This window comes from Treponema denticola, from assembly GCF_024181405.1.
GTDB classification, from domain to species: domain Bacteria; phylum Spirochaetota; class Spirochaetia; order Treponematales; family Treponemataceae; genus Treponema_B; species Treponema_B denticola_D.
In genome coordinates this window covers 887390-908084 of sequence record NZ_CP051302.1, presented here as the reverse complement: position 1 = coordinate 908084, position 20695 = coordinate 887390, and the positions used below count along the sequence as shown (strand labels likewise).

The 20695-nt window shown below is 37.8% G+C and carries 17 protein-coding genes; 5 read left to right on the top strand and 12 right to left on the bottom strand.

Annotated features, from left to right (window positions below; all coding sequences use genetic code 11):
• The first annotated feature begins 39 nt into the window (after positions 1 to 39).
• Entirely contained in the window at positions 40 to 1227 is a 1188-nt protein-coding gene (locus HGJ18_RS04140; RefSeq protein ID WP_253697828.1) for a CapA family protein, read from the top strand.
• 4 nt (positions 1228 to 1231) lie between these two features.
• Here the strand turns inward: HGJ18_RS04140 and HGJ18_RS04135 are convergent, their stop codons facing one another.
• The 4 genes from HGJ18_RS04135 to HGJ18_RS04120 all read right to left on the bottom strand — a co-directional run bounded on the left by HGJ18_RS04135 (position 1232) and on the right by HGJ18_RS04120 (position 7633).
• The gene (locus HGJ18_RS04135; protein WP_253697827.1) at positions 1232 to 2674 is read right to left on the bottom strand and encodes a lyase family protein; all 1443 of its coding nucleotides are present in this window, start codon (positions 2672 to 2674) and stop codon (positions 1232 to 1234) included.
• Positions 2675 to 2752: 78 nt separating this feature from the next.
• The gene (locus tag HGJ18_RS04130; protein ID WP_253697825.1) at positions 2753 to 4297 is read right to left on the bottom strand and encodes a DUF8523 domain-containing protein; all 1545 of its coding nucleotides are present in this window, start codon (positions 4295 to 4297) and stop codon (positions 2753 to 2755) included.
• Entirely contained in the window at positions 4294 to 4710 is a 417-nt protein-coding gene (locus HGJ18_RS04125) for a hypothetical protein (protein ID WP_147624318.1), read from the bottom strand. The genes HGJ18_RS04130 and HGJ18_RS04125 overlap by 4 nt, the downstream gene beginning before the upstream one ends.
• Complete coding sequence (locus HGJ18_RS04120; protein ID WP_253697823.1) at positions 4691 to 7633, bottom strand: AAA family ATPase; 2943 nt, start codon at positions 7631 to 7633, stop codon at positions 4691 to 4693. The genes HGJ18_RS04125 and HGJ18_RS04120 overlap by 20 nt, the downstream gene beginning before the upstream one ends.
• 119 nt (positions 7634 to 7752) lie before the next feature.
• Here HGJ18_RS04120 and HGJ18_RS04115 point away from each other — a divergent pair, with 119 nt between their 5' ends.
• Positions 7753 to 8373, top strand: coding sequence for a helix-turn-helix domain-containing protein (locus HGJ18_RS04115; RefSeq protein WP_253697821.1), 621 nt, complete (start codon positions 7753 to 7755; stop codon positions 8371 to 8373).
• 29 nt (positions 8374 to 8402) lie between these two features.
• Here HGJ18_RS04115 and HGJ18_RS04110 read toward each other — a convergent pair whose 3' ends face one another.
• The 4 genes from HGJ18_RS04110 to HGJ18_RS04095 are packed head-to-tail and all read right to left on the bottom strand — an operon-like array spanning position 8403 to position 13122.
• On the bottom strand, positions 8403 to 8843 hold the full coding sequence (locus tag HGJ18_RS04110; RefSeq protein WP_002668975.1) for a response regulator: 441 nt from the start codon (positions 8841 to 8843) through the stop codon (positions 8403 to 8405).
• A 21-nt stretch (positions 8844 to 8864) separates the two neighbouring features.
• On the bottom strand, positions 8865 to 9329 hold the full coding sequence (locus HGJ18_RS04105; protein ID WP_002668974.1) for a chemotaxis protein CheX: 465 nt from the start codon (positions 9327 to 9329) through the stop codon (positions 8865 to 8867).
• A gap of 24 nt (positions 9330 to 9353) precedes the next feature.
• Positions 9354 to 10688: a CheR family methyltransferase gene (locus HGJ18_RS04100; RefSeq protein ID WP_253697819.1), complete on the bottom strand. Its 1335-nt coding sequence runs from the start codon at positions 10686 to 10688 to the stop codon at positions 9354 to 9356.
• A gap of 16 nt (positions 10689 to 10704) precedes the next feature.
• Positions 10705 to 13122: a chemotaxis protein CheA gene (locus tag HGJ18_RS04095; protein WP_253697818.1), complete on the bottom strand. Its 2418-nt coding sequence runs from the start codon at positions 13120 to 13122 to the stop codon at positions 10705 to 10707.
• A 129-nt stretch (positions 13123 to 13251) separates the two neighbouring features.
• On the opposite strand from HGJ18_RS04095, the gene HGJ18_RS04090 reads away from it, so the two are divergent.
• The 3 genes from HGJ18_RS04090 to gap all read left to right on the top strand — a co-directional run bounded on the left by HGJ18_RS04090 (position 13252) and on the right by gap (position 16387).
• Positions 13252 to 14409, top strand: coding sequence for a hypothetical protein (locus HGJ18_RS04090; RefSeq protein WP_366793427.1), 1158 nt, complete (start codon positions 13252 to 13254; stop codon positions 14407 to 14409).
• Positions 14409 to 15251: a hypothetical protein gene (locus HGJ18_RS04085; RefSeq protein ID WP_253697814.1), complete on the top strand. Its 843-nt coding sequence runs from the start codon at positions 14409 to 14411 to the stop codon at positions 15249 to 15251. Before HGJ18_RS04090 ends, HGJ18_RS04085 begins: the two co-directional genes overlap by 1 nt.
• Before the next feature lie 86 nt (positions 15252 to 15337).
• Positions 15338 to 16387, top strand: coding sequence for a type I glyceraldehyde-3-phosphate dehydrogenase (gap, locus tag HGJ18_RS04080; protein ID WP_253697813.1), 1050 nt, complete (start codon positions 15338 to 15340; stop codon positions 16385 to 16387).
• Positions 16388 to 16469: 82 nt separating this feature from the next.
• On the opposite strand, the gene HGJ18_RS04075 is transcribed toward gap, so the two are convergent.
• The 4 genes from HGJ18_RS04075 to HGJ18_RS04060 form a co-directional block, all read right to left on the bottom strand.
• A complete protein-coding gene (locus HGJ18_RS04075) occupies positions 16470 to 17213 on the bottom strand; it encodes a YebC/PmpR family DNA-binding transcriptional regulator (RefSeq protein WP_002668967.1) in 744 nt (247 codons plus the stop codon).
• 126 nt (positions 17214 to 17339) lie between these two features.
• The gene (locus tag HGJ18_RS04070; protein WP_253697811.1) at positions 17340 to 17564 is read right to left on the bottom strand and encodes a hypothetical protein; all 225 of its coding nucleotides are present in this window, start codon (positions 17562 to 17564) and stop codon (positions 17340 to 17342) included.
• A 106-nt stretch (positions 17565 to 17670) separates the two neighbouring features.
• Positions 17671 to 19428 (bottom strand): aminopeptidase P family protein, encoded by a 1758-nt coding sequence (locus tag HGJ18_RS04065; protein WP_253697810.1) that lies wholly within the window; start codon positions 19426 to 19428, stop codon positions 17671 to 17673.
• A 101-nt stretch (positions 19429 to 19529) separates the two neighbouring features.
• Positions 19530 to 20666 (bottom strand): hypothetical protein, encoded by a 1137-nt coding sequence (locus HGJ18_RS04060; RefSeq protein WP_253697808.1) that lies wholly within the window; start codon positions 20664 to 20666, stop codon positions 19530 to 19532.
• Positions 20667 to 20695: the final 29 nt, after the last annotated feature.

Here is a 20695-nt window from a genome sequence, read left to right as displayed (position 1 = left end):
TTGTATAATATCAATTGTCAATGTATAATTATAACAATTATGAAAAAAAATCTTAACTATTATTTATTTTTATTTATCACAGCGGCATTTTTTATTTTAAATTCCTGTAATTCAACCGAAATTTCCGAATCAAAATTACCTCAAAAAGAAAATGATATAAGCGAACTTGTTTTAAGTTTCTCAGGCGATATTATGGCTCATGATGTCAATTTTAAAATGAAAGACTATAATAGAATTTATGATGATGTCAGGGATATTCTTTTAAACGATGATTTAACTTTTGGAAATGTGGAAACACCTGTCTGTGAAGAAAAGCCGCTTTCATCCTTTCCATATTTTAATATACATAAAGACTATCTAAGGGCTGCAATTGAAGGGGGCTTCGATGTTTTTTCCTTTGCAAATAATCACACTAACGATCAGGGTATTCAAGGAATAGACGGAACTATTAAAAGTTTTAATGCTTTAAAGGAAGAGTATAAAAATAAAGAGCTTTTTTCTTCCGGTTTAAAAAACAAAGAAGATGAAGATTTTAAACCTGTCCTAATCGAAAAAAAAGGCTGGAAGATTTTATTTTTATCTATAACGGAGCTTATCAACTCTCACGGTAAATCAAAGCACAGGCTTTATTACTCGGATCCCACAAAGGCAGGAAGAGAAAAACTTCTTTTATCCATAAAAAAAATGAGGGAAGAAAATCCTTGCGATATTTTTATTCTGTCTCTTCATCTAAACGAGGCGGAATACGGCCTTAAAGTTTTAGATAGTAAAAAGACATGGTTTAAGGCTTTAGCCCAAGCAGGAATAGATGTAGTCTGGGCTAATCATCCCCATGTTTTACAGGATTGGGAACTTTCCGATGTGGAACTTTTAAATGAGGAAACACCTGATTCTCCGTCTAAACTTAAAAAAAATGCCTTTTTTATGTACTCTATGGGAAATTTTATTTCGGGTCAAAGGTGGAAGGTGAACTATGCCGATCCGGCTTACTACAGGGAATATACGGGAGACTCAATAATAATGCAGTTACGCTTAAAAAAAATAGACGGTATTTTGCAGCCTGAGATAGAAGCGGCCCCTGTTTTAATTACAAACTATAACGAAAAAGATGCACCCGTAATAAAACGCTTTACCCAAGAATGGATTGAGACCCTTCCCGAAAAAGAAAGGGCCTACTATCTTAAAAGGCTTGAGCTTATGAGGGCCTACTTACCTAAGCTAAAATAAAAACTTACATCAAGGACTTATACTTTTCGGCCAAGACTTTTGCCTTTATGTTTGCAAGACCTCGGTAGCGTTCGGGGTTTGCAAAAAACTCTTCCGGCTTATCAAAGTTAAGCTCTTTTAATCTAGCCGTAACAAGGGCAAAGACCTTTTCTTCGGCTTTTAAGGCCTCATAAAAACTTATCTTTTGATTTTCGGCAGCAAGGGTAATCTTGCGTATTACCTCATGGGCATCGGAAACGCCGCATTCCGCCAAAAGGATATAAGCGGGCTCGGCCATAACGCCTCCCCTAACCTTTCCGCCGCCCTGTAAAAGGTTTTTGAGCATATTTTCCCTATCGGCCTGTAAGCCCTTTAAAATTGAATTCATACGGTTAAAGGCCAAGGCGAGGCCTGTCAGATAATCGGCTATAAACCTTTGGCTTGCAGAATTGGATAAATCCCTTTGGTGCTCCGAGATTTGATCCATATAAAAACTCATCACGCGGGGAGAAAAAGCCTTCCACAAGCTTTTTACATGTTCGGAGTTCCATGGGTTACGCTTTTGAGGCATGGTGGAAGAGCCTACCTGTGTTGCGCTAAAATATTCAAAAACCTCACCTATCTCGGTTCTTTGCAAATTGCGTAAATCGTCTGCAAGGTTTGCAATTATACCGAAGGCAATATTTGCTTCAAGAAGGAGGCGGAGCATATATTCGGGCTCCACAAGCTGATGAGAATATTCTGAAGGCTTTAAGCCGAGGTAATCAAGGTAGATTTTTTCAAATCTCATCGGATCGGAAACTATCAAGGAGGCCGCATTATAAGCCCCGACGGCTCCGGCAAATTTCCCTCGCAAATCTTTTACAAGCTCTTCCATTTTTAAAATCGACTTACCCAGACGGGCTACATATTCGGAAACGGCATAGCCGAAGGTAATAGGAACCGCATGCTGACCGTGAGTACGCCCGACCTGAGGCGTTTCAGCCTCTCTTTCAGCTATATCGCAAAGTAAAAGTTCGGTTTTCTTTAAAAGAGGAATTATTACCTTTATGACAGCGTCCCTTATCCTCATAGAAAAGGCCGTGTCAAGGATATCGGCACTGGTAGCCCCAAGGTGAACCAAGGGAGCTGTATTTTCGGGAACTTTTTTCTTTAAGACATTTACCAATGCCCTTATATTGTGCTGGGTCTTATGTTCTTCTTCATAAACTTCGGAAGGATCGATATTTAAGGCAATATCGTCCAAGGTTTTTTCAAGCTCGCCGCTCAGTTTTGGAAGTAAAGAGCCTTTTTTTTCTTCTGCTATTTTAAGATGAGCCTTTACAAGGGCCATTTCGGCCATGGCGCAATAAACGATGCCCGCCTCTTCCGATAAAAAAACCGACAGTTCATCATAAAGACCTCCTTGCGGGAGGGAATAACGATGATCTATCGGCGATATATTTTTAAAAATACTTCTAGTTTCCATACCCAATATAATGACCTAAAGAAGATGTTTAGTCAAGCGGTTGGATAATTCCTTATAGTTTACAACTACTACTAAATTTTATTTTATATCGATATAGAATTTTTTGATGTACCTTATTCTTGCGTCTGCTTTATCCCAAAATTTGCTTTCGGGATAGGCCTTAGTTAGGGTTTGATAGGCTTCCAAGGCTTTTTTTACGTTTTTATTCGGTCCGTTTAACTCGTATGCTTGACCGCGTAAAAATAAGGCCTCATCCAAATTTACCGAATAATTTTTAAAAAAATCTTCTGCCGAATTTAGAGCACTTGCTGCATTTCCTTCCGAAATATAGCCCCTTATCATATCCAACAACTCTGAAGCCGATTTAAAGTCCTGTCCTGATGTTTTAGACTCCGACTTTTCGGTTACGGTTAAAAGATCGGGAGCATCATAAACCTTGGAATTCTCTCTTTTTTTAACTGAAGACTCCGCCTTTAACGGTGTTCCGGCCGAAACTTCATCCAATGTCTTAGATGAAGATGTATCATTATTAACCTTCCCTTTATCAGTACCATATTTACTTTCATTTTTTAAATCAGGTTTATTTTCTTTCTGAGCGTTTATAGGCCCCTTATAGTCAGATGCTTTAACCGTATTATTAAGCTTTGTTTTTGCTTTTTCAACATGAACGGCAATAGAATCCGAAATAAAGTTATCCGAAAAAACATCAAAATATGAAAAGTTAAGAATATATGAGCCTTCATCTCCGGCTCCAAAATGGAAGATAGAGGTACCGCTTTGAAGTTTTCTTTGTTGATACTTTATACCTTTTTGTGCAGTGGACTCACCTAAATACACCCAACCCTCTCCCGGGTATACAACTTCAAGTCTCTGCCCCGTATAAAGCTTTACTGAACGGGAGGCTTTTTCTTCTTTTGAGTCATCAGGTTCGGTACTTGGAAATTCCGAAAAAACGCGGGCGGGCTCACTACCATCTTTAATTTTTTCCTCGTTCACAATATTCTTATCTGAATTATCTTCATTGGACATGCCGGAAACTTCCGGAACAGAAGGTTTTGTTTCTGCAGCTGTAGGAGCTTTATCGGAACTTATTACGGGTTTTTCTAAAGATTCTTTTTTAATTTCAGGTTTATTAACCTTATTAGGATCATCGGCCGGCTTTACTATTTGTTTTTTATCAGGCACGCTTATGGTGGACTGATTAGATGTTGAAGGCGCCGAATCCTGAGGCTTTTTTTCTTCAGGCTTCTTTAAAGGCTCCGGTTCAATTACAGAAGGTAACTTGGAATCCGTATCTTTCGATGAGCCGGCTTCATTATTTGATGAGGCAGGTTCATTTTCATCTTCCGTATCAACTATCAGCTCCAATGCCGGTTTATCGGCAACAGGCTTAGGATCGGAAACGGATTCTACCGATTCGGCTTCAGGTACTTTCATGATTATAATCTTTTCGGAATTCTTAGCATTTTCAGAATCCTTGGAAGTATCAGTATCGGCAGGACTTGAAACCGTAGCTTCAGTTTTTTTATCTAAAGTTTCGCCTGTATTTTTTTTAGTACTTGCACAGGAATTCAAAAAGATAAAAATCAAAAATAATATTAATATATAACGTATCGATTTCATGGAGCCGCCTCCAGTATTTTATCGGCAATTTTTTTGTTCTGTTTATGCAGTTCCTCCATATCCTTTTCGGCAGGAGGCTCATACCAATAGTCAACCTCTTCTTTTTCCCATATTTTATGCTGTTCCCGAGAAAACTGAATAGGAGGAAGGTAAAGGGGTTCATCTATAATTTGCAGTTTATCCGTGTCTACCTTACCGGATTTAAAATCGGAATTTTTAGATGATAAGACAGCTTTTTTTGTTTCGGAATATGATGCATCATCTTTTTTTTGTGAAAATATAATCAAAAGGAGGCTTAACGTTAAGATAAAAATCAAGGCACATACAGTTATAATAACCGGCTTTCTGTGATGAGAAAAAGAAACCTGCATGTTTTTAAAAATACCGCTTATTTTACTCTTGAGGTCTATCATTTTCTGAAATTTCCTCCTCATCGTTTACGGTTTTTATCCTTTTAGGCGGATGAGGCGGAATATAAACTCCCTCCTCAGGTTCAACATCTTCTTCTACAAAGGGCTCATTAACCAAGTCTATAGTTTTTGATTCAAGTTCCGTTTCATTATCCAGCCTTATGGCTATAACCTTTGAAACACCGGATTCTTCCATGGTAACGCCCAGCATGGCATTTGCACCTAAAACAGTCTTTTTATTATGAGTGATAACTATGTATTGACTTACATTTGCAAATTCACGAAGCGTGGTAACAAAGCGGGTAACGTTTTGCTCATCAAGGGCTGCATCAATTTCGTCAAGAAGACAGAACGGGGAAGGCTTAACCATATAGGTTGCAAATAAAAGAGCTACCGCAGTCATAGATTTTTCTCCGCCCGATAACAGACTGATATTTTCAAGTTTTTTTCCCGGAGGCTGTGCAAAAATTTCTATTCCCGATTCAAGCACATTTTTCGGATCGGTTAAGCGTATTTCAGCCCTTCCTCCTCCAAAAAGCCTTCTAAACATATTATGAAAATTCTTTTTAATCTTATTGTAGGTGTCCAAAAAAAGTTCGGTGGATTCGGCCGTAATCTCGTCCGTAATCCTCTGCAAGTCTGCACGGGCCTTATCAAGATCGCTTATATGTTTAGTTAAAAATTCATAGCGTTCTTTAACGCTTTCAAATTCTTCGGGAGCCATAAAGTTTACCCGTCCTAAAGAATCAAGCTTTTGTTTAATCGAAGAAAGACTGTCCCTAAGATCATTTACCGATGAGGTAATAGTAAACATCCTCTCCTCAAATTCCATAAGCTCTCGGGAATGTTTTTCTCTAAAATTTTCTTTTGTGTTACGGATATCGGCTTCAATCCCTGCAAGATCCAAATGGAATTTTTCCAAAAGAGAGTTTGCTTTTGAAAGCTCTGCGGTAAGCTTATCAACCTTTCCCCTCTTACTGGCAAGGTCGGAGTTTTTTATCGAAATTTCATTTTCAAGTTTTTCAAGCTCGGCACTTATCTTTCTTCCCTCATATTCCAAAGAATTTATCTCGCCTTCAAGTTCCGAAATATCTTCTTCCGTTTGCTTTAATTGTTTTTCTTCGGTAAAAAATTCGTTTTCAAGGTCATGAAGTATTTTTTTCTCTGAAGAAAGCTGCCGCTCTAAAAGTTTAACCTGATCTTCGGCATTTTTTGCCTGAGCATCTACCTTGGCTCTGTTTACACGCAAGTCTTCAAGGGTTTTGCGATAGTCGTTTATCTTGACTGAAAGCTCGTTGTTTTCTTCTATCAGAGCGGCAATTTTAGTACGGTTATTTTCGATAGATTGCCTGTTTTCCAAGATAGCGGCATCGACGGCTCTTTTTTTGGTAATAATACCTTCAGGAGCCAAAAAGTCATCAATAAAGCCTGCCGAAGATTTTTTATATTTTTCAAGGGCATTTTGAATTTCATCGCTTATGGATAAAAGTGAAGAAAAACTTTGAACGGAGTCTTCTGCGAATTTTTTTACATCATCTGCAGAATGATTTTCTATCGAGGCAAAGTCGGAAAATATAGCTTTTTTTCCCGTAACTAAAACCTTTAACCGGTTTAAAGCCCCGTCCAAGTCTTTTTCGGCTTCCAAGCGATTTGTAGAAGAATAACCCGCCGATCTTAAATTTTTATCAAGCTCGGTAACGATATCTTCGGTTATGGACTTTAATTCAAGTTCCATATCCCCTCTCATATCGTCAAGCCTTTTTATATTTTCTTCAAGCCTTTTTACTTCTTCCTTGTTTGAAGTAATCTTATGACTTGCCAAGTCTATGTTTTTTTCAAAGTCTTCGGCATTTTTTTCTATTGCAGAAACCTGTTTTTTAAACTCAAAAACATCGGCATTTTTTTCGGAAATATCGTCCTCAAGGCCTTCAATATTTTCCTTGGTTGAAGAGGTCTTTGCCTCCAGCTGGTTAAGCTTTAACTTAAGCTCGGAACGGCGTTTATTGTAAATTTGAACCTGCTCCTGTTTACCTTTTTGTTCTATGGCCAGGTTTAATACCTTTGTTCGGTAAGCATTAAGCTTCTCTTCCATTCCATTTACAATATCCATATTTTCCGAAAGGAGCCCGTGAATACCGTCAATTTGCTCCTGTATTGAATCTCTTTTTTCGGAAGCTTCTTTTAGGCTCTGTTTTTTTGCGGCAAGACCGTCTACAAAACTTTTTAAGCGTAAAAGCTGAATATCTCTTTCATGTTCAAAAACGGAATCTTTTAGCTCGCGGTATTTAATTGTTTGTTCAGACTGAATTTTTAAGGTATCATAGGATCTTCGGACCTCGGCCAAAGCAGCTTCAATCTGTTTCATATTTTCTTGGGTTTTTTCGAGCTTTCGTTCGGCATCCTGTCTTTTTACCTTAAATTTCGTTATACCGGCAGCTTCTTCAAAAAGATAACGCCTTTCTTCAGGCTTACTCGAAAGGATCTGGTCGATTTTGCCCTGCTCCATAACGGAATATGCAGCCTTTCCGACACCTGTGTCCCAAAAAAGTTCTCTAATTTCACGCAGCTTTGCCGGCTGATTGTTGATAAAATATTCGCTTTCCCCGGATCGATAAAGACGCCTCTTTATAGCTATTTCGCTTAAATCCAAATTCAAGAGGCCCTTTTCATTGCTTATAGTTAAGGTTACTTCTGCAATATTCAGCTGATTTCTCTTTTCGGTACCGTTAAAAATAACGTCTTCCATTTTGTCGGCCCGTAAAGTACGGGACGATTGCTCTCCCAAAACCCATTTTACTGCATCTACTACGTTACTTTTCCCGCAGCCGTTGGGTCCCAGGAGGGCTGTTATACCATCTGCAAATTCAATTTTTACTCTATCGGGAAAGGACTTAAATCCGAAAATTTCAAGATTTTTAAGAAACATAGCCCGAACATCCTTTTAACATGTACATATAAGAGATTATACAATTTATTTGCTTGTTTGTCATTAGGAATTGAAAAGTTTTTAAGGGATAGGATATTTTTTCCGATAAAAGGGGTGTTATGAAAGTGTTGGTTTTTGATAGAAAAATAGAAACTCTCGCCTTTTTGTGTGAAAAGCTGGAAAATCATGGAGTTATAACTATTGCTGCAGAAAACGGCAGTAAATTTATATGTAATTATTTGGATCCCGAATTGGATGCCATCATTGTAGCAACAAAAGAATTGGCCCATTATAGTTTGAATGAAGCCCGATTGATAAAAAAGATATACAAGGATATTACAATTTGCACTTATTTTCATGAAGATTGCTATAATATAAAAAATATCAATATAGTAAGCTCTTCAGGAATACATGAAAGCATAAAAAGAAATGAAAAAATCCTCAAAATAATTCTTTCAAAATGTAAAAGACGGCCGGATCTTAATAAGGACTATATTTACAGCCTGCCTAAAAAGTCCGGAATCTTGCTAAAGCACTTACTTATAAACAGACAAAAAGGGTTAAGTGATGAAGAGATAAGCACAATTTTTTGGGGAGAAAAAATTCCTTCAAAACAAAACAGCATCTATAATCACGTTTACAACTTAAAAAAATCTCTCAAAAAAAGTTTTAGCAATACATATACTATTTTAAAAGCAAACAAGCGTTACAGACTTATAAAACTAAAAAAAGAGGCTTAAACCATGGGATTTAAGCCTCTTTTATAAGATTAGGAAATACCTAGAACACCGGCGACACGCTCCAAAACTTTTTTGCGGTCAAGCGGTTTTACGATATAGTTCTTGGCTCCAAGTAAAAGAGCTTTTTTTACAAGCTCCTCCTTTCCCAGAGCACTTATCATAACTACCTTGGCATTTTTATCGAATGCCATTATCTGTTCCAAGGCGGTTAAACCGTCCATTTTCGGCATCGTAATATCCATTGTTACAAGGTCAACATTGGGGCATAATTCTTTATATTTTTCAACGCCCTCAAATCCATCAACAGCTGTAGCAACAACTTCATAGCCCTCGCTATTCAATATCTGTCCTATTTGCTTTGTAACAAATATAGAATCATCAACAACCAAAATCTTGTAAGGCGTTCCATCCGGTTTTTTCCCTTCAGGTGCCCTCTCGTTAATATTGGGAAAGTCCTGTTTCGATATCATAATAAAACTCCTTTAACTTTTTTATACTCGGTCACGAATTGCAACGTTGATTTCTACTCTACCTTGCGGAGCCGTCATCGGCACAATTAAAGCTTCGATATCATTATTGGATATCTTCATGTTTTCGCCCGTAAACAGAGCCGGAGGAGTTAAGTCAAACTTAAATCCTAAATCATGAAGCTTTGTTACAGCCTGAGCCGTAATAAGATTAGCCAATTCCGTAATCGTTGCGCGAGCAAGCTCATCAAATTCTGCCAATTCCTCGTTATTCATTGCAGAGGCAATCTTTAAAGCCGTATCCAAGGTCATATCAAAGATGACCCGGCCCTCAACATCCCCGGCAAGACCTACAATAGCTGCGACGCCCATAACCGGCATACAAGTCGATTTTAGGTACAAGTCACCGCGTTTTATATCCTCACTTAAAACTTGTGACAGGATATTGTAAGCAGCTTCGCTAAACGGATTAATATACTCTACACGCATTTATTTCTCCTTATCCTTTTATATTTATTCTTTTGTAAAAATTACAATATCACCTGAGCTGTTTCTCAGCCAGCCGTCCTGCTTGGGCATTGCCTCATTATGACCCAGAATTATAAGTCCGGAATCCTTAAGTTTTTCCCTAAATTCTTCTATCAGGGTTCTCTGAACATTTGGGTTCATAAAAGATAAAACATCCCTTGCAACAATTATATCTACATCGGGAACGGCATTTTGATGAGTACAATCATGGTACTCAAAAAGAATCATATCTTTTATCTCTTTTGAAAATGTCAAATTTCCGGAAGCAGTCTTTGTAATATAGGGCTCATAAATACCGGAAGCAATATCATCGGGAACCGAAAGCATGGGAGCATTCGAAATAGCCAACAAATCTGAATCATTTGCATAAATCTTTACATGAGCACGAGGATAGCGCATTTTTAATAGAACAGCAAGACTGTATGCTTCATATCCTTGCCCGCATCCTATACACCAAACATTAATTACGGAAGAAGTATTCTCCGGAAGCATTTTATAATAGGCATTTATATAGGCCTCATTCCAAAAGCGTTTTGTAAAAGGTGACAAGAAAGAGGATAAAAATTCTCCGGCATCTTTTTCGGATTGAATTTGCAAGCTTCCTGAAGGACGCATATCCTTCCACTCTAAATACCTTTCCTTGACCCAATCTTCATTAACGGCAGAAATATAGAATTTACCCATAGCAGATAAGGTATCGCCTATAAATTTTATATCCAGATTTTCTGAAGATTGGCTGCCTTGAAGCTTTACAGGTTCCTTTACTACACTTGCAGCAACAGGAGCCAAGTCTTCCTTGACTTCTTCTTTTTGACGCGAAGCAAATATCTTATCGACATCAAGAAGAATGTACAGATGGCCTCCGTTTTCTACAACACCGTGAATATATTTAATATTTATATCGCCGAAGATAGGATGAGGGGGTTGAATTGTACTGCTGGATACACCCACAACCTTATCGATAAAGTCAACTACAACACCGAAGGTCTGATCTTGAACATTTATGATAACCATACTTTCAGGCTGGTTTTTTTTGCGGGCCGGTACAGGAATATTAAAGAAAATACGTAAATCTATTATCGGAATAATATCACCGCGGAGGTTGTATACTCCCAAAACAAAGGGAGAAGTATTGGGTACATAGGTAAAATTTCCGGCCTTTGCTATTTCCTTAACACGCATAATGTCTATTGCATAATCTTTACCGGCAAGAGAAAATGTTACCATCTTAAAATCTACAACAATCATCTGCTCGTGTAGAGAATCAGTATCTCCTATGCCTATGCCTGTATTTACCTTTAGTTCTTTCATTTCTTCCATAATGTCTTTCCTTAACCTACCAAATTGAAGCCTCGCGGCGCTCCCTAGCCTGCATTTCCTGCTTTAAGCCAAGCTCAAGCAGCTGTGCAACATCTATAATCAACGAAACGGAGCCGTCGCCTAAAATAGAAGCACCGGCAATTCCCGGAGAATTAGTAAACTGATCCTTCAAGGGCTTTATTACAACAGCCTCTTCACCAATAAGACTGTCTACCATAAGACCTACTTTTTTTTCTTCGGTTCCTACAACAACTATATAATTATATCCGTCATCATCGGTTTCTGCCGATGTAATACCGAACAGGCGGTTAAGCCTTAAAAGGCTGTATACCTCATCACGGACATTAAAAACTTCATAATTATCTATGCGGTTAATTTCATCGGGTTTTACCCTGTGACTTTCTATAACCGAAGTAATAGGAATCGAGTAAACTTCGTCCCCTACCCTGATCAAAAGCCCCTGTATAATAGCCAGAGTCAAGGGAAGTTTTATAATAAAACGGGTTCCGACATTGGGTTCGGATTCTACCATAACGGTTCCGTTTAATTTTTCTATATGAGTCTTAACTACATCAAGACCTACACCTCGGCCAGATACGCTCGAAATCGTTTTACTTGTCGAAAAACCGGGAGCAAAAACCAACTGGAAGGCCTCAACATCGGTAAGGCTTTTATTCGGGTGTAAAATTCCTCTTTCAACAGCCTTTTGCTTTACCGCTTCAACATCAATTCCATGACCGTCATCGGCGACTTCAATAACAATCATATTGCCTTCGTTACTGGCTTTAAGAAGAAGGATTCCCTGCTCAGGCTTACCAAGATCTTTTCTTACCTCCGGAGACTCAACACCATGATCAAGAGAGTTTCTTACACAGTGCATTATAGGATCGAGCAAGTCTTCAACAACCGACTTATCGAGTTCAGTATCTTCACCTTCAATTACGAGTTGAACATTTTTATTTAAGTCTCTTGAAAGGTCTCGAACCACACGGGGAAAGCGGCTGAAAATCTGACTGATTGGAACCATTCGTATTTTCATAACTCCTTCTTGAAGCTCGCCGGAAATACGGCCCAAGTTTTGAGATGAAGACTTAAACTTTGTAACAGCAGCCTTCATTAAAGAGTCAAAATCGCCGAAAACATCCAAGAGGCTTGAATATTCGTTTAAAACATCCTGCTTTATAGAGTTGATATCATAACCTTGCTGAATTTTTTCGAGGTATTCGGGCATCTTATCCAATAGCCTTCTAGTTTTATCCTTATAAATTGTACTGGAGTTTTGAAATTTATCGTAGAGCTCTGCAAATTCAATAGTGCTTTGATTTAAAGAGGCCTTAGTTATAACGGTCTCACTTACCAAGTTCAAAAGATAATCTATTCTGTTTGCATCTACACGCAATATGGAACCGGATGAATGGCCGCTTCCTTGCGGGCTTGTTTGAGATTGTTTTTTCTCAGGTTTGGAAGGCTGTTCTTTAGCATCTTCAACAGGTTTTTCTTCCGTTTTTTCGGAAACTTTTACCTCAGAAACGCTAGCTTCGGGAGCTTTTACGGGAGCAGACTGTGCAGGAGCAGCCTTTGCAGGTTTGGGACTTTCAGGAGTTTTATCCTTAATGTCAAGTCTTTCGGCACTTGCAGAAAGAGTAACATCGCCTATAAAGGCTGCCTTTTCCAATATTTTGCTATCCGATGCTGAAGATAAAAAGTAAATTACCGTTTCATGGAATTCGTCTTCATATAAGGCATCAAAATCAGGAACTGTTTTTAAAACGCTGCCGTAATCTTTTAAGGCGGCAAAAACCTGAATACCGCCTACGGAATTCATTAAATTGGATTCATCGAATTTTACTATAACGGCATATAAGTCTTCACCTTTTTGGATTGTCTCTGCCAACTCAAGAATTTCATACTCTGAAAAATAATCTTTAATATCCAAATTTGAAGCCGAAGCCTGAACTTTCGGTGCAGAAACAGGAGGAACTGATGCAGGAACAGAAGCCTTAGGTGCCGAAGCCTTACTGCTCTTTTTTTCTGCCTTTGCAGGAATAAATGATCTTAATTGATTTACAATACCGGACACATCATCCGAGTATATGGAACCTGAGGCTCTGGCATCCAACATAAGTTTAATTATATCTATGGATTTTAACAGCAAATCTACGGTTTCTCCGGTTACTTTAACTGAACCGCTTCTAATCTCATCAAGAAGATCTTCCATTGCGTGAGTAAATTTAGACAACTCCAACATCTCTACCGTAGCAGAACCGCCCTTTAAAGTATGAGCAGCTCTGAATATCTCATCAATGGAGTTACGATCCTCGGGATTTTGCTCTATAACTAAAACATTGCTTTCAAGTATTTCGACCTGTTGTTCAGCTTCACTGAAAAAATCTTTTAAAAGTTCTTCGTTATTGATATCAAGATAATCACTCATACATATATTCTATACTATTTACAATATTAGTCAAGAAGAAAACTGCTTTTTTTTAGTTTTTTTATTTATAAGAGCTTTTTTTTAAACTTAACTAGATTTTTTTTTAAATTTATTGTAAAATATGCAGGTATGAGTATCAAAAGCAAAAAAATAAAATTCTTATTATTCTTCTTTTTAATAAAGACCTCCCTTGTTTTTTCCCAAGGATTTTCGGTCCCTCATTTTGAAAACACCAATACTTTTTACGGCTTAACTACCAAACCATATATAACCGCCGACTCTCTAATACAGCTCAAACTCAGGATGGAACCGTCTAATAAGTTTTACTTTGATATGAATATCGATGCAAATATTGACAAGCTTATAGATTTTTTTTCTCAGGCTCAAGATCCGAACTTCGATGGAAATTTCCGCTTTTTAGGAGCCTCCCTCAATTTTCCTAAAATACAAAATCGCCCTCTTTCTCTTGCAATATTTACCGGCACATATGATACCTTAGGTTCAGACTCCATTTTACAGGAACACCTTAAAGTAAAAATGCCTGATCCTGAATTTAGGCGTTATCATCCCGCTTCGGCTTTCCGTCCGCGCAATTTTGTACAAGGAACCGGATTTGGAATTTACGGAGCCTTTTTTTCCGGTTTTTACCTTGGAACATACCTGACGTGGAATGAAAAATTGGGAGATAATCTTCAAATAAAATCGGATTTTAGAATGGGCGGAGCCGTTGACTTTTTTGCCTTTGATTTTTTTGCCGGAGCCTCTTTTCCAAAAAATGTGATAAAAACAAAAATCAGGTCAGGTCTTGCAATGCTTTTTCAGGCAGATGACAGCTATGACTTTTTTACCGAGATAGGTATAGCGGAAATAAAAATCGAAAATATTGATATTAAAGACTTTACCTCCAATTTCTATGCATCATTTGAGGCAAGAATAAAAAAAGATTTGATAAGGTCAAACATAGCCTGTTTTGTATCTCCTATCTTTTTACTTCCCAAAAGCATCAATGATCCTTTATTAAAAGATTCTTTTTTTACCGGTTTAAGCGTTGATGTAGGCATTGGAAATCTTGAAACAAAAAAAATGGAAGGCGGAATCCATCTAATGGGAACGGTAAATCCATTAAAACCTACAATGATAACTCCCTTCTCGTTTTTAATCAGTCCTTTTTATACCATAAAAGCAGACGGCTTTACACTCGATTTTCGTCTACCTGTAAATCCACTGCTTTACAACGATATATCAAAAATGATAACGGCACAAATATCGATAAAGGCGGTGTACTAATGAAAAAGATACTGAGTGTTTTGGTTTTTTTTACATGCGTGAGTATTTTGTTTTCTCTTGATGTTACGACATCTATAAACGTGGGAAACACGCCCTTTGACTCAAAGGGTTATACAGGAAAAATACCTGACTTTGGCTTTAAGTTGATTTTAAATGAAGATCTGGGTAAAAATGTAAACGGAAAATTAGCCGTTCAAAGACATCCGGGTATAGGAAACGTAATTTGGGGAAGAATAGCTTATGCAACCGAAATGATAGATATCTCTATAGGACCGACTTTAAGTGTATTGAATGCAGGATTTGACAATCAAAATGTAAGTACAATCTTTCAGCCGGGTTTAGGGACATCCTTATCCTTTAAATTGCCGATAGGATTTTTTACGTCATTGGATACAAACTTCTCGATTCCCTTGGCATCGGTAAAAACCAAAAACGTATATCTTCAAGACGGATACTTTGATTTGGGCTGGAGATTTCCAAACATAATTGCATCCATAAAGTTGAGTCAAAAAAACAAAAGTATTGTTGAAAATCCGGACGAAACGCATATTTCAATATCCGATATAGGATTTTATACGGTATCATATTCAAAACCGTCGGGAATAAGAATCCCCTTAAATATAATTTATAGAGTAAATCATTTTCAAAAGACAGGATCACTAAATGAAAAAATAGCCGATATCGTATTGGAAACAGGAATAAGTCATTCTGTTTCGAACGATATTGAGTGGTTTGTTAATTTTGGAGCTTCGGTATTTTCTTTTTCTTTAACAAATGCAGGCAAACGGGTAGAAAAGTTTTTTTTCAATGCTGAAGCCGGTATTGTGTTAAACTTTAACTAAAGCACCTAAACAAAATGAGCTTAAATAAAGTTGACATATGACCCAATATAGGTTAATATAAAAACAATAAAAATAAGGAGTTTTTTATGAAAGTAGCTATCAACGGATTCGGAAGAATCGGAAGACTTGTTTTTCAAGCCTTGGTAAATCAAAACTTGCTTGGAAAAGACAAATTCGATGTTGTTGCAGTGGTTGACCTTTCAACGGATGCAAAGTATTTTGCCTATCAACTAAAATATGATTCGGTTCAAGGCAAGATGGACGCCAAAATCGGCACTGACGGAGATGATGTCCTTGTAGTAAACGGCCATAAAATTAAGTGTATATCGGGAAAGGGATTAACTCCCGCACAATTACCGTGGAAGGAGCTCGGAATAGATGTTGTAATTGAAAGCACCGGTATTTATACAAATGAAAAGGCCTATGAACATATTGAAGCCGGAGCAAAAAAGGTTATTATCTCCGCTCCCGGAAAAAGCAGCGATCCTTCAAAGCCAATTAAAACATTTGTTATGGGCGTAAACGAAAACGAGTATAAGGCATCAGAGCATCATGTGGTTTCAAATGCAAGCTGTACTACAAACTGCCTGGCTCCTGTTGTGCACGTTCTTTTAAAAGAAGGCTTCGGTATTGAAACAGGTCTTATGACAACCATTCATGCCTACACGGCAACTCAAAAAACTGTAGACGGCGTTTCCCTCAAGGACTGGAGAGGCGGACGGGCTGCAGCCGTGAATATCATCCCCTCAACCACAGGCGCTGCAAAAGCTGTAGGAGAAGTTCTTCCGTCTACAAAGGGAAAACTGACAGGTATGTCCTTTAGAGTTCCTACCCCCACAGGCTCCGTTGTGGACTTAACAATCCGCACAGAAAAAGATACCTCTATCGAAGAAATAGATAAGGCAATTAAAAAAGCCTCGGAAAGCTATCTAAAGGGTATCTTAGCCTATTGTGATGAAGAAATAGTTTCTACCGATATTATTCACGATCCTCATTCTTCAATTTATGACAGCAAGGCAACTTTACAAAACAACCTTCCCGGTGAAAAGAGATTCTTTAAACTTGTTTCATGGTATGACAATGAGTGGGGTTATTCCAACAGAGTAATCGATTTGCTTAAATTTATAACAAAGTAAAATTTGATTTAAGTAAAATGAAAAAGCCCTTGCAGCTTAAGCAAAAACTGCAAGGGCTTTTCTTATAAAAAGTTTTTAAACCTTATTCCGGCATTTCAAAACCTTCGGGGATTTCGATATTTGAGGAAACGGTCTGAACATCATCATCTTCTTCCAACTTATCGATCATCTTTAAGGCTTTTTGAGTTGTATCGGCATCCAAGGCTACATAGGTATCGGGAACCATCGATACGGCAGCAGATACGGATTCAAAGCCTTTTTCCTGTAAAGCTTCAAGAACCGAAGCAAAGTCGTTGGGATCGGTTGTTACGGTAATAACACCGTCTTCAGTTGCAATATCTTCGGCTCCTGCCTCAAGAGCAGCTTCCATAATTGCTTCTTCACTGACCACCTCGGCATCATACTCTATAACACCTTTTCGGTTAAACATATAAGCTACGGAACCTGTTGCACCCAAGTTTCCGCCGCTCTTTGTAAAAATATTTCGAACACTGGCGGCTGTTCTGTTTTTATTGTCCGTTAAAACTTCAACCAAAACGGCAACCCCGCCGGGGCCGTAGCCTTCGTACAAAAGCTCCTCATAGTTTACAGCTCCAAGCTCTCCGGTACCCTTCTTAATTGCTCTTTCTATGTTGTCTTTAGGCATGTTTGCAGCACGAGCTTTTAAAACAGCTGTTCTAAGTCTTGGGTTAGTGGCCGGATCTCCGCCTCCCATTTTTGCAGCAATTGAAATTTCTTTGATAAATTTAGTAAACAGCTGACCTCTTTTAGCATCAGCTGCGCCCTTGGCATGTTTAATTGTCGCCCATTTACTATGTCCTGACATGAAAACTCCTTACTCTCTTTCTAAAAAAAATAGATTTTAATATTACACAAAAAGACAAAATATGTCAATGGAGCCATGAAAAAAAAGACCCGATCACATATCGGGTCTTTTTTTAACCATAGTCTCTTATGGGCGCCTTGCAGCAATACCTTTTTCAATCAAGGCTATGAACTCATGCTCATACCAGTCTTGAGAATATGGAAAATGCTTGCGGACTACAGGCCTTAGCTTAAACTCAATAGCATCCTTGCAAGCTTCGCATACGTCATATTCGCGGATATGCCAGTAAGTCCTTCCGGTAATAGGATTTACCAGCTCTTTTCTACAAATATCACAATTTAAAGTTTTCATAATAATACTCCTTACTTTGTTTATATCAGTATATATCATTGTACCTCATTTTTCATACTTTGTCGAGTAAAAAAATGATTTTTTTTGTTTAAAACATTTTTATCGGTTAAATTGCCTTTGTTCTTTCTTTTAAGAAAGCTTTATGCTCTTCATCCAAATAAGGCATCAGCCTTTCACAGACCTCTTTGTGATACTCATTGAGCCATTTGATATCCTCATCCGATAGAATTCCGGGAACAATAGGTCTTGTATCAATTGGACAAAGAGTTATTGTTTTAAACTGATAGAATTCTCCGTCTTCGGTTGTTTTAAATTCGGTGGTAACAACAAGGCTTTCAATGCGGATACCGTGACTTCCGGCAACATAAAGGCCGGGCTCATTAGATGTTACCATACCGAGCTTCACCGGAACATCAAGATACTTGCCTGAAATAGATTGAGGTCCCTCATGAACTGAAAGAACATAACCTACACCGTGACCCGTACCATGTTTATAATCCCTTCCATAAGCCCAAAGATGCTCTCTAGGGATGGTATCTATTGCATAGCCTGTGGTTCCGGCCTTAAATTTAGCCCTTGCAAGAGCAATATGAGCTTTTAAAACAAGGGTATAATCCGTTTTTTCCTGCTCGGTAAGTTCTCCAAGTTTAATGGTTCGAGTAATATCAGTCGTGCCGTTTAGGTACTGACCGCCGCTGTCCAAAAGCAAGAAACTTTTAGCTTCAAGCTTTGCAGAATTTGAAGATGAAGGAGAATAATGGATTATGGCACCGTTAGGACCATAACCTGCAATAGTTTCAAAGCTCTCCTCAAAAAAATCCTTTCCTTCGGCACGGAATTTTAAGAGTTGTTCGCTTACATCCCATTCGGTAATACCCTTTCCGGCATTTTCTTCTACCCATTTTAGGATTTTTACCATTGCAGCGCCGTCTTTTTCCATAGCATAATCGAAGTTTTTAAGTTCAACTTCATTTTTTATTGCTTTAAGAGTTGAGGTTAAGTTTAACCCCTTTTCGGTTTTAGCTTTTATTTGGTTGTATAGATAAACATTTGTTCTTGAAGGGTCTATGTAAACAGTTCCTTTAAGATTTTTTGCTTCTGCAAATATGTCTTCATATCCCATCACCGTAATACCTTGTGAAGCAAAGTATGACTTAACATCATCAGTTAATTGCTTATCGGAAATAAAAATAACGGCTCTTGCTTTATCTACCAGCGCATACGCAGTAACTACGGGATTGCATCTTATATCTCTTCCTCGGACATTAAAAAGATAACAGACGTCTTCGAGGGCACCGATAACCGTAGAATCGGCCTTTTTTTCGGCAAGCATTGAGCGGACTTCTTCAATCTTTTCTTTTGCAGATTTTCCCGTGTATTTTTCATCGAGTATAAAAGCCTTGCTTAAAACTGCCTGAGGACGGTTTTCCCATATTTCGCCTATTAGGTCGAGATTAGTAACAAGTTCGATACCTTCAAGCTCTTTTTCCATGGAATCAAAGCCTGAAACGGAAACAACCTTACCGTCCATTCCAAGTTTTTCACCCGATTTTAAGCCGGATTTTAAAAACTCGTTTATGGTAGGAACACCGGGTTCAAGCATTTTATAAAGTTCAACAACCGAACCTTTAAGCTGTTTTTCAGCCTGAAGAAAATACCGGCCGTCAGTCCATAAAATAGCCTTATCCTTTGTAACAAGGACAGTTCCTGCCGAACCTGTAAAACCTGAGATAAACTCCCGTGTTTTATAGTTTTCAGGTAAATATTCACTCTGATGGGGATCAGAGGACGGAATTAAATAAGCACTTAAAGAATGCTCTTTCATTTTTTGCCTTAAAGCGGCAATTCTATCATTTACAGTCATATAAACCATCCTAAAGATTTATTTTATATTGAGTATAATACTATTTATATTTTATGTAAAGCCGTTTACGGTTAGAAAGAGCAAACAATATCAATAATACATTATCGGTTTAAATGATATTGATAAATTCTATAAACTATATCCCTTTTTGCTCCTGTTTTCTCAATATCTGTAATCATAGGAATATTGTACTCCCAAATAGTGGAACCTTCGCCTTCCAGATAGCCTTTTTTTATAGCCGCTTGGTAAAGACGGGAATAAATAGCTGCTGAAACACCTTTATTATGATATTTAGGATCAACAAATAGAACAAATGTTCTAAGACGCTTCATCTTACGCTTGTAATAAAGGAATTTAAAGATACCGAACGGGAAAAGTTTTCCTTTAAGGTGTTTTAATACATCGTTATAGTCAGGAAGGGTAACATTAAACCCGATAGGCTTGCCCTCATTGCTCCTTGCAATAAAAATCAATTCTTCATCTGCAAATGAAATAAGCTGTTTTACAACCATATCTATTTCTTTGCGGGACATAGGCATAAAGTCTTCCCACTCTTCCGGCTCGGAATTAAGGAGGATTGAATGAATATCGCCGGCCTCACGCTCAACATTATTTTTTAAATCTATATTATCTACATGAAAGCCGTACCGTTTTTCTACCAAGGGGGCCAAACGGACATAGCGGCTTGCATCTACATCATCAAAACGGGCATGATAGGCATAACAATCCCAATATTTTTCAAATCCGAATTTTATAAAAAAATCGTTATAATATTTTTTGTTATAGGTATTCATTATATAGGTACGGGTTTCAAAATTGTCGGTTATAAATCCGCGGTTATCTTCCCCTCCCGGAAGAGAAAGAGGCCCTTTAATTCTATCCATACCTTTTTGTAAAAACCATTCTTTTGCCGCATTAAGCATTTTTTCGGCAACAGCATAGTCTTCAATACATTCAAATTGAGAAATGTAACCGACCTTCATTTTTTTATAGTCATTCAATTTCTCATCAATACCGTACAAAATACGTCCAACCGTTTTGCCATCAAGCTGAGCAATCAGTTTTATGTGAGGACCTACATCACATAAAGAATTATCGGCTCCGGACACGTACTTTTTGTATTCGCTTATAATAGGCGGTACCCATGAACTATCATTCTTATAAAGCTCAAAAGGTAAAAGAGCAAATTCATTTAATAATTTCGAATTATTAACTTCAAATAAACTAATTTTATCCATTTTTTATTCCTAGATGAAACAAAATAGCA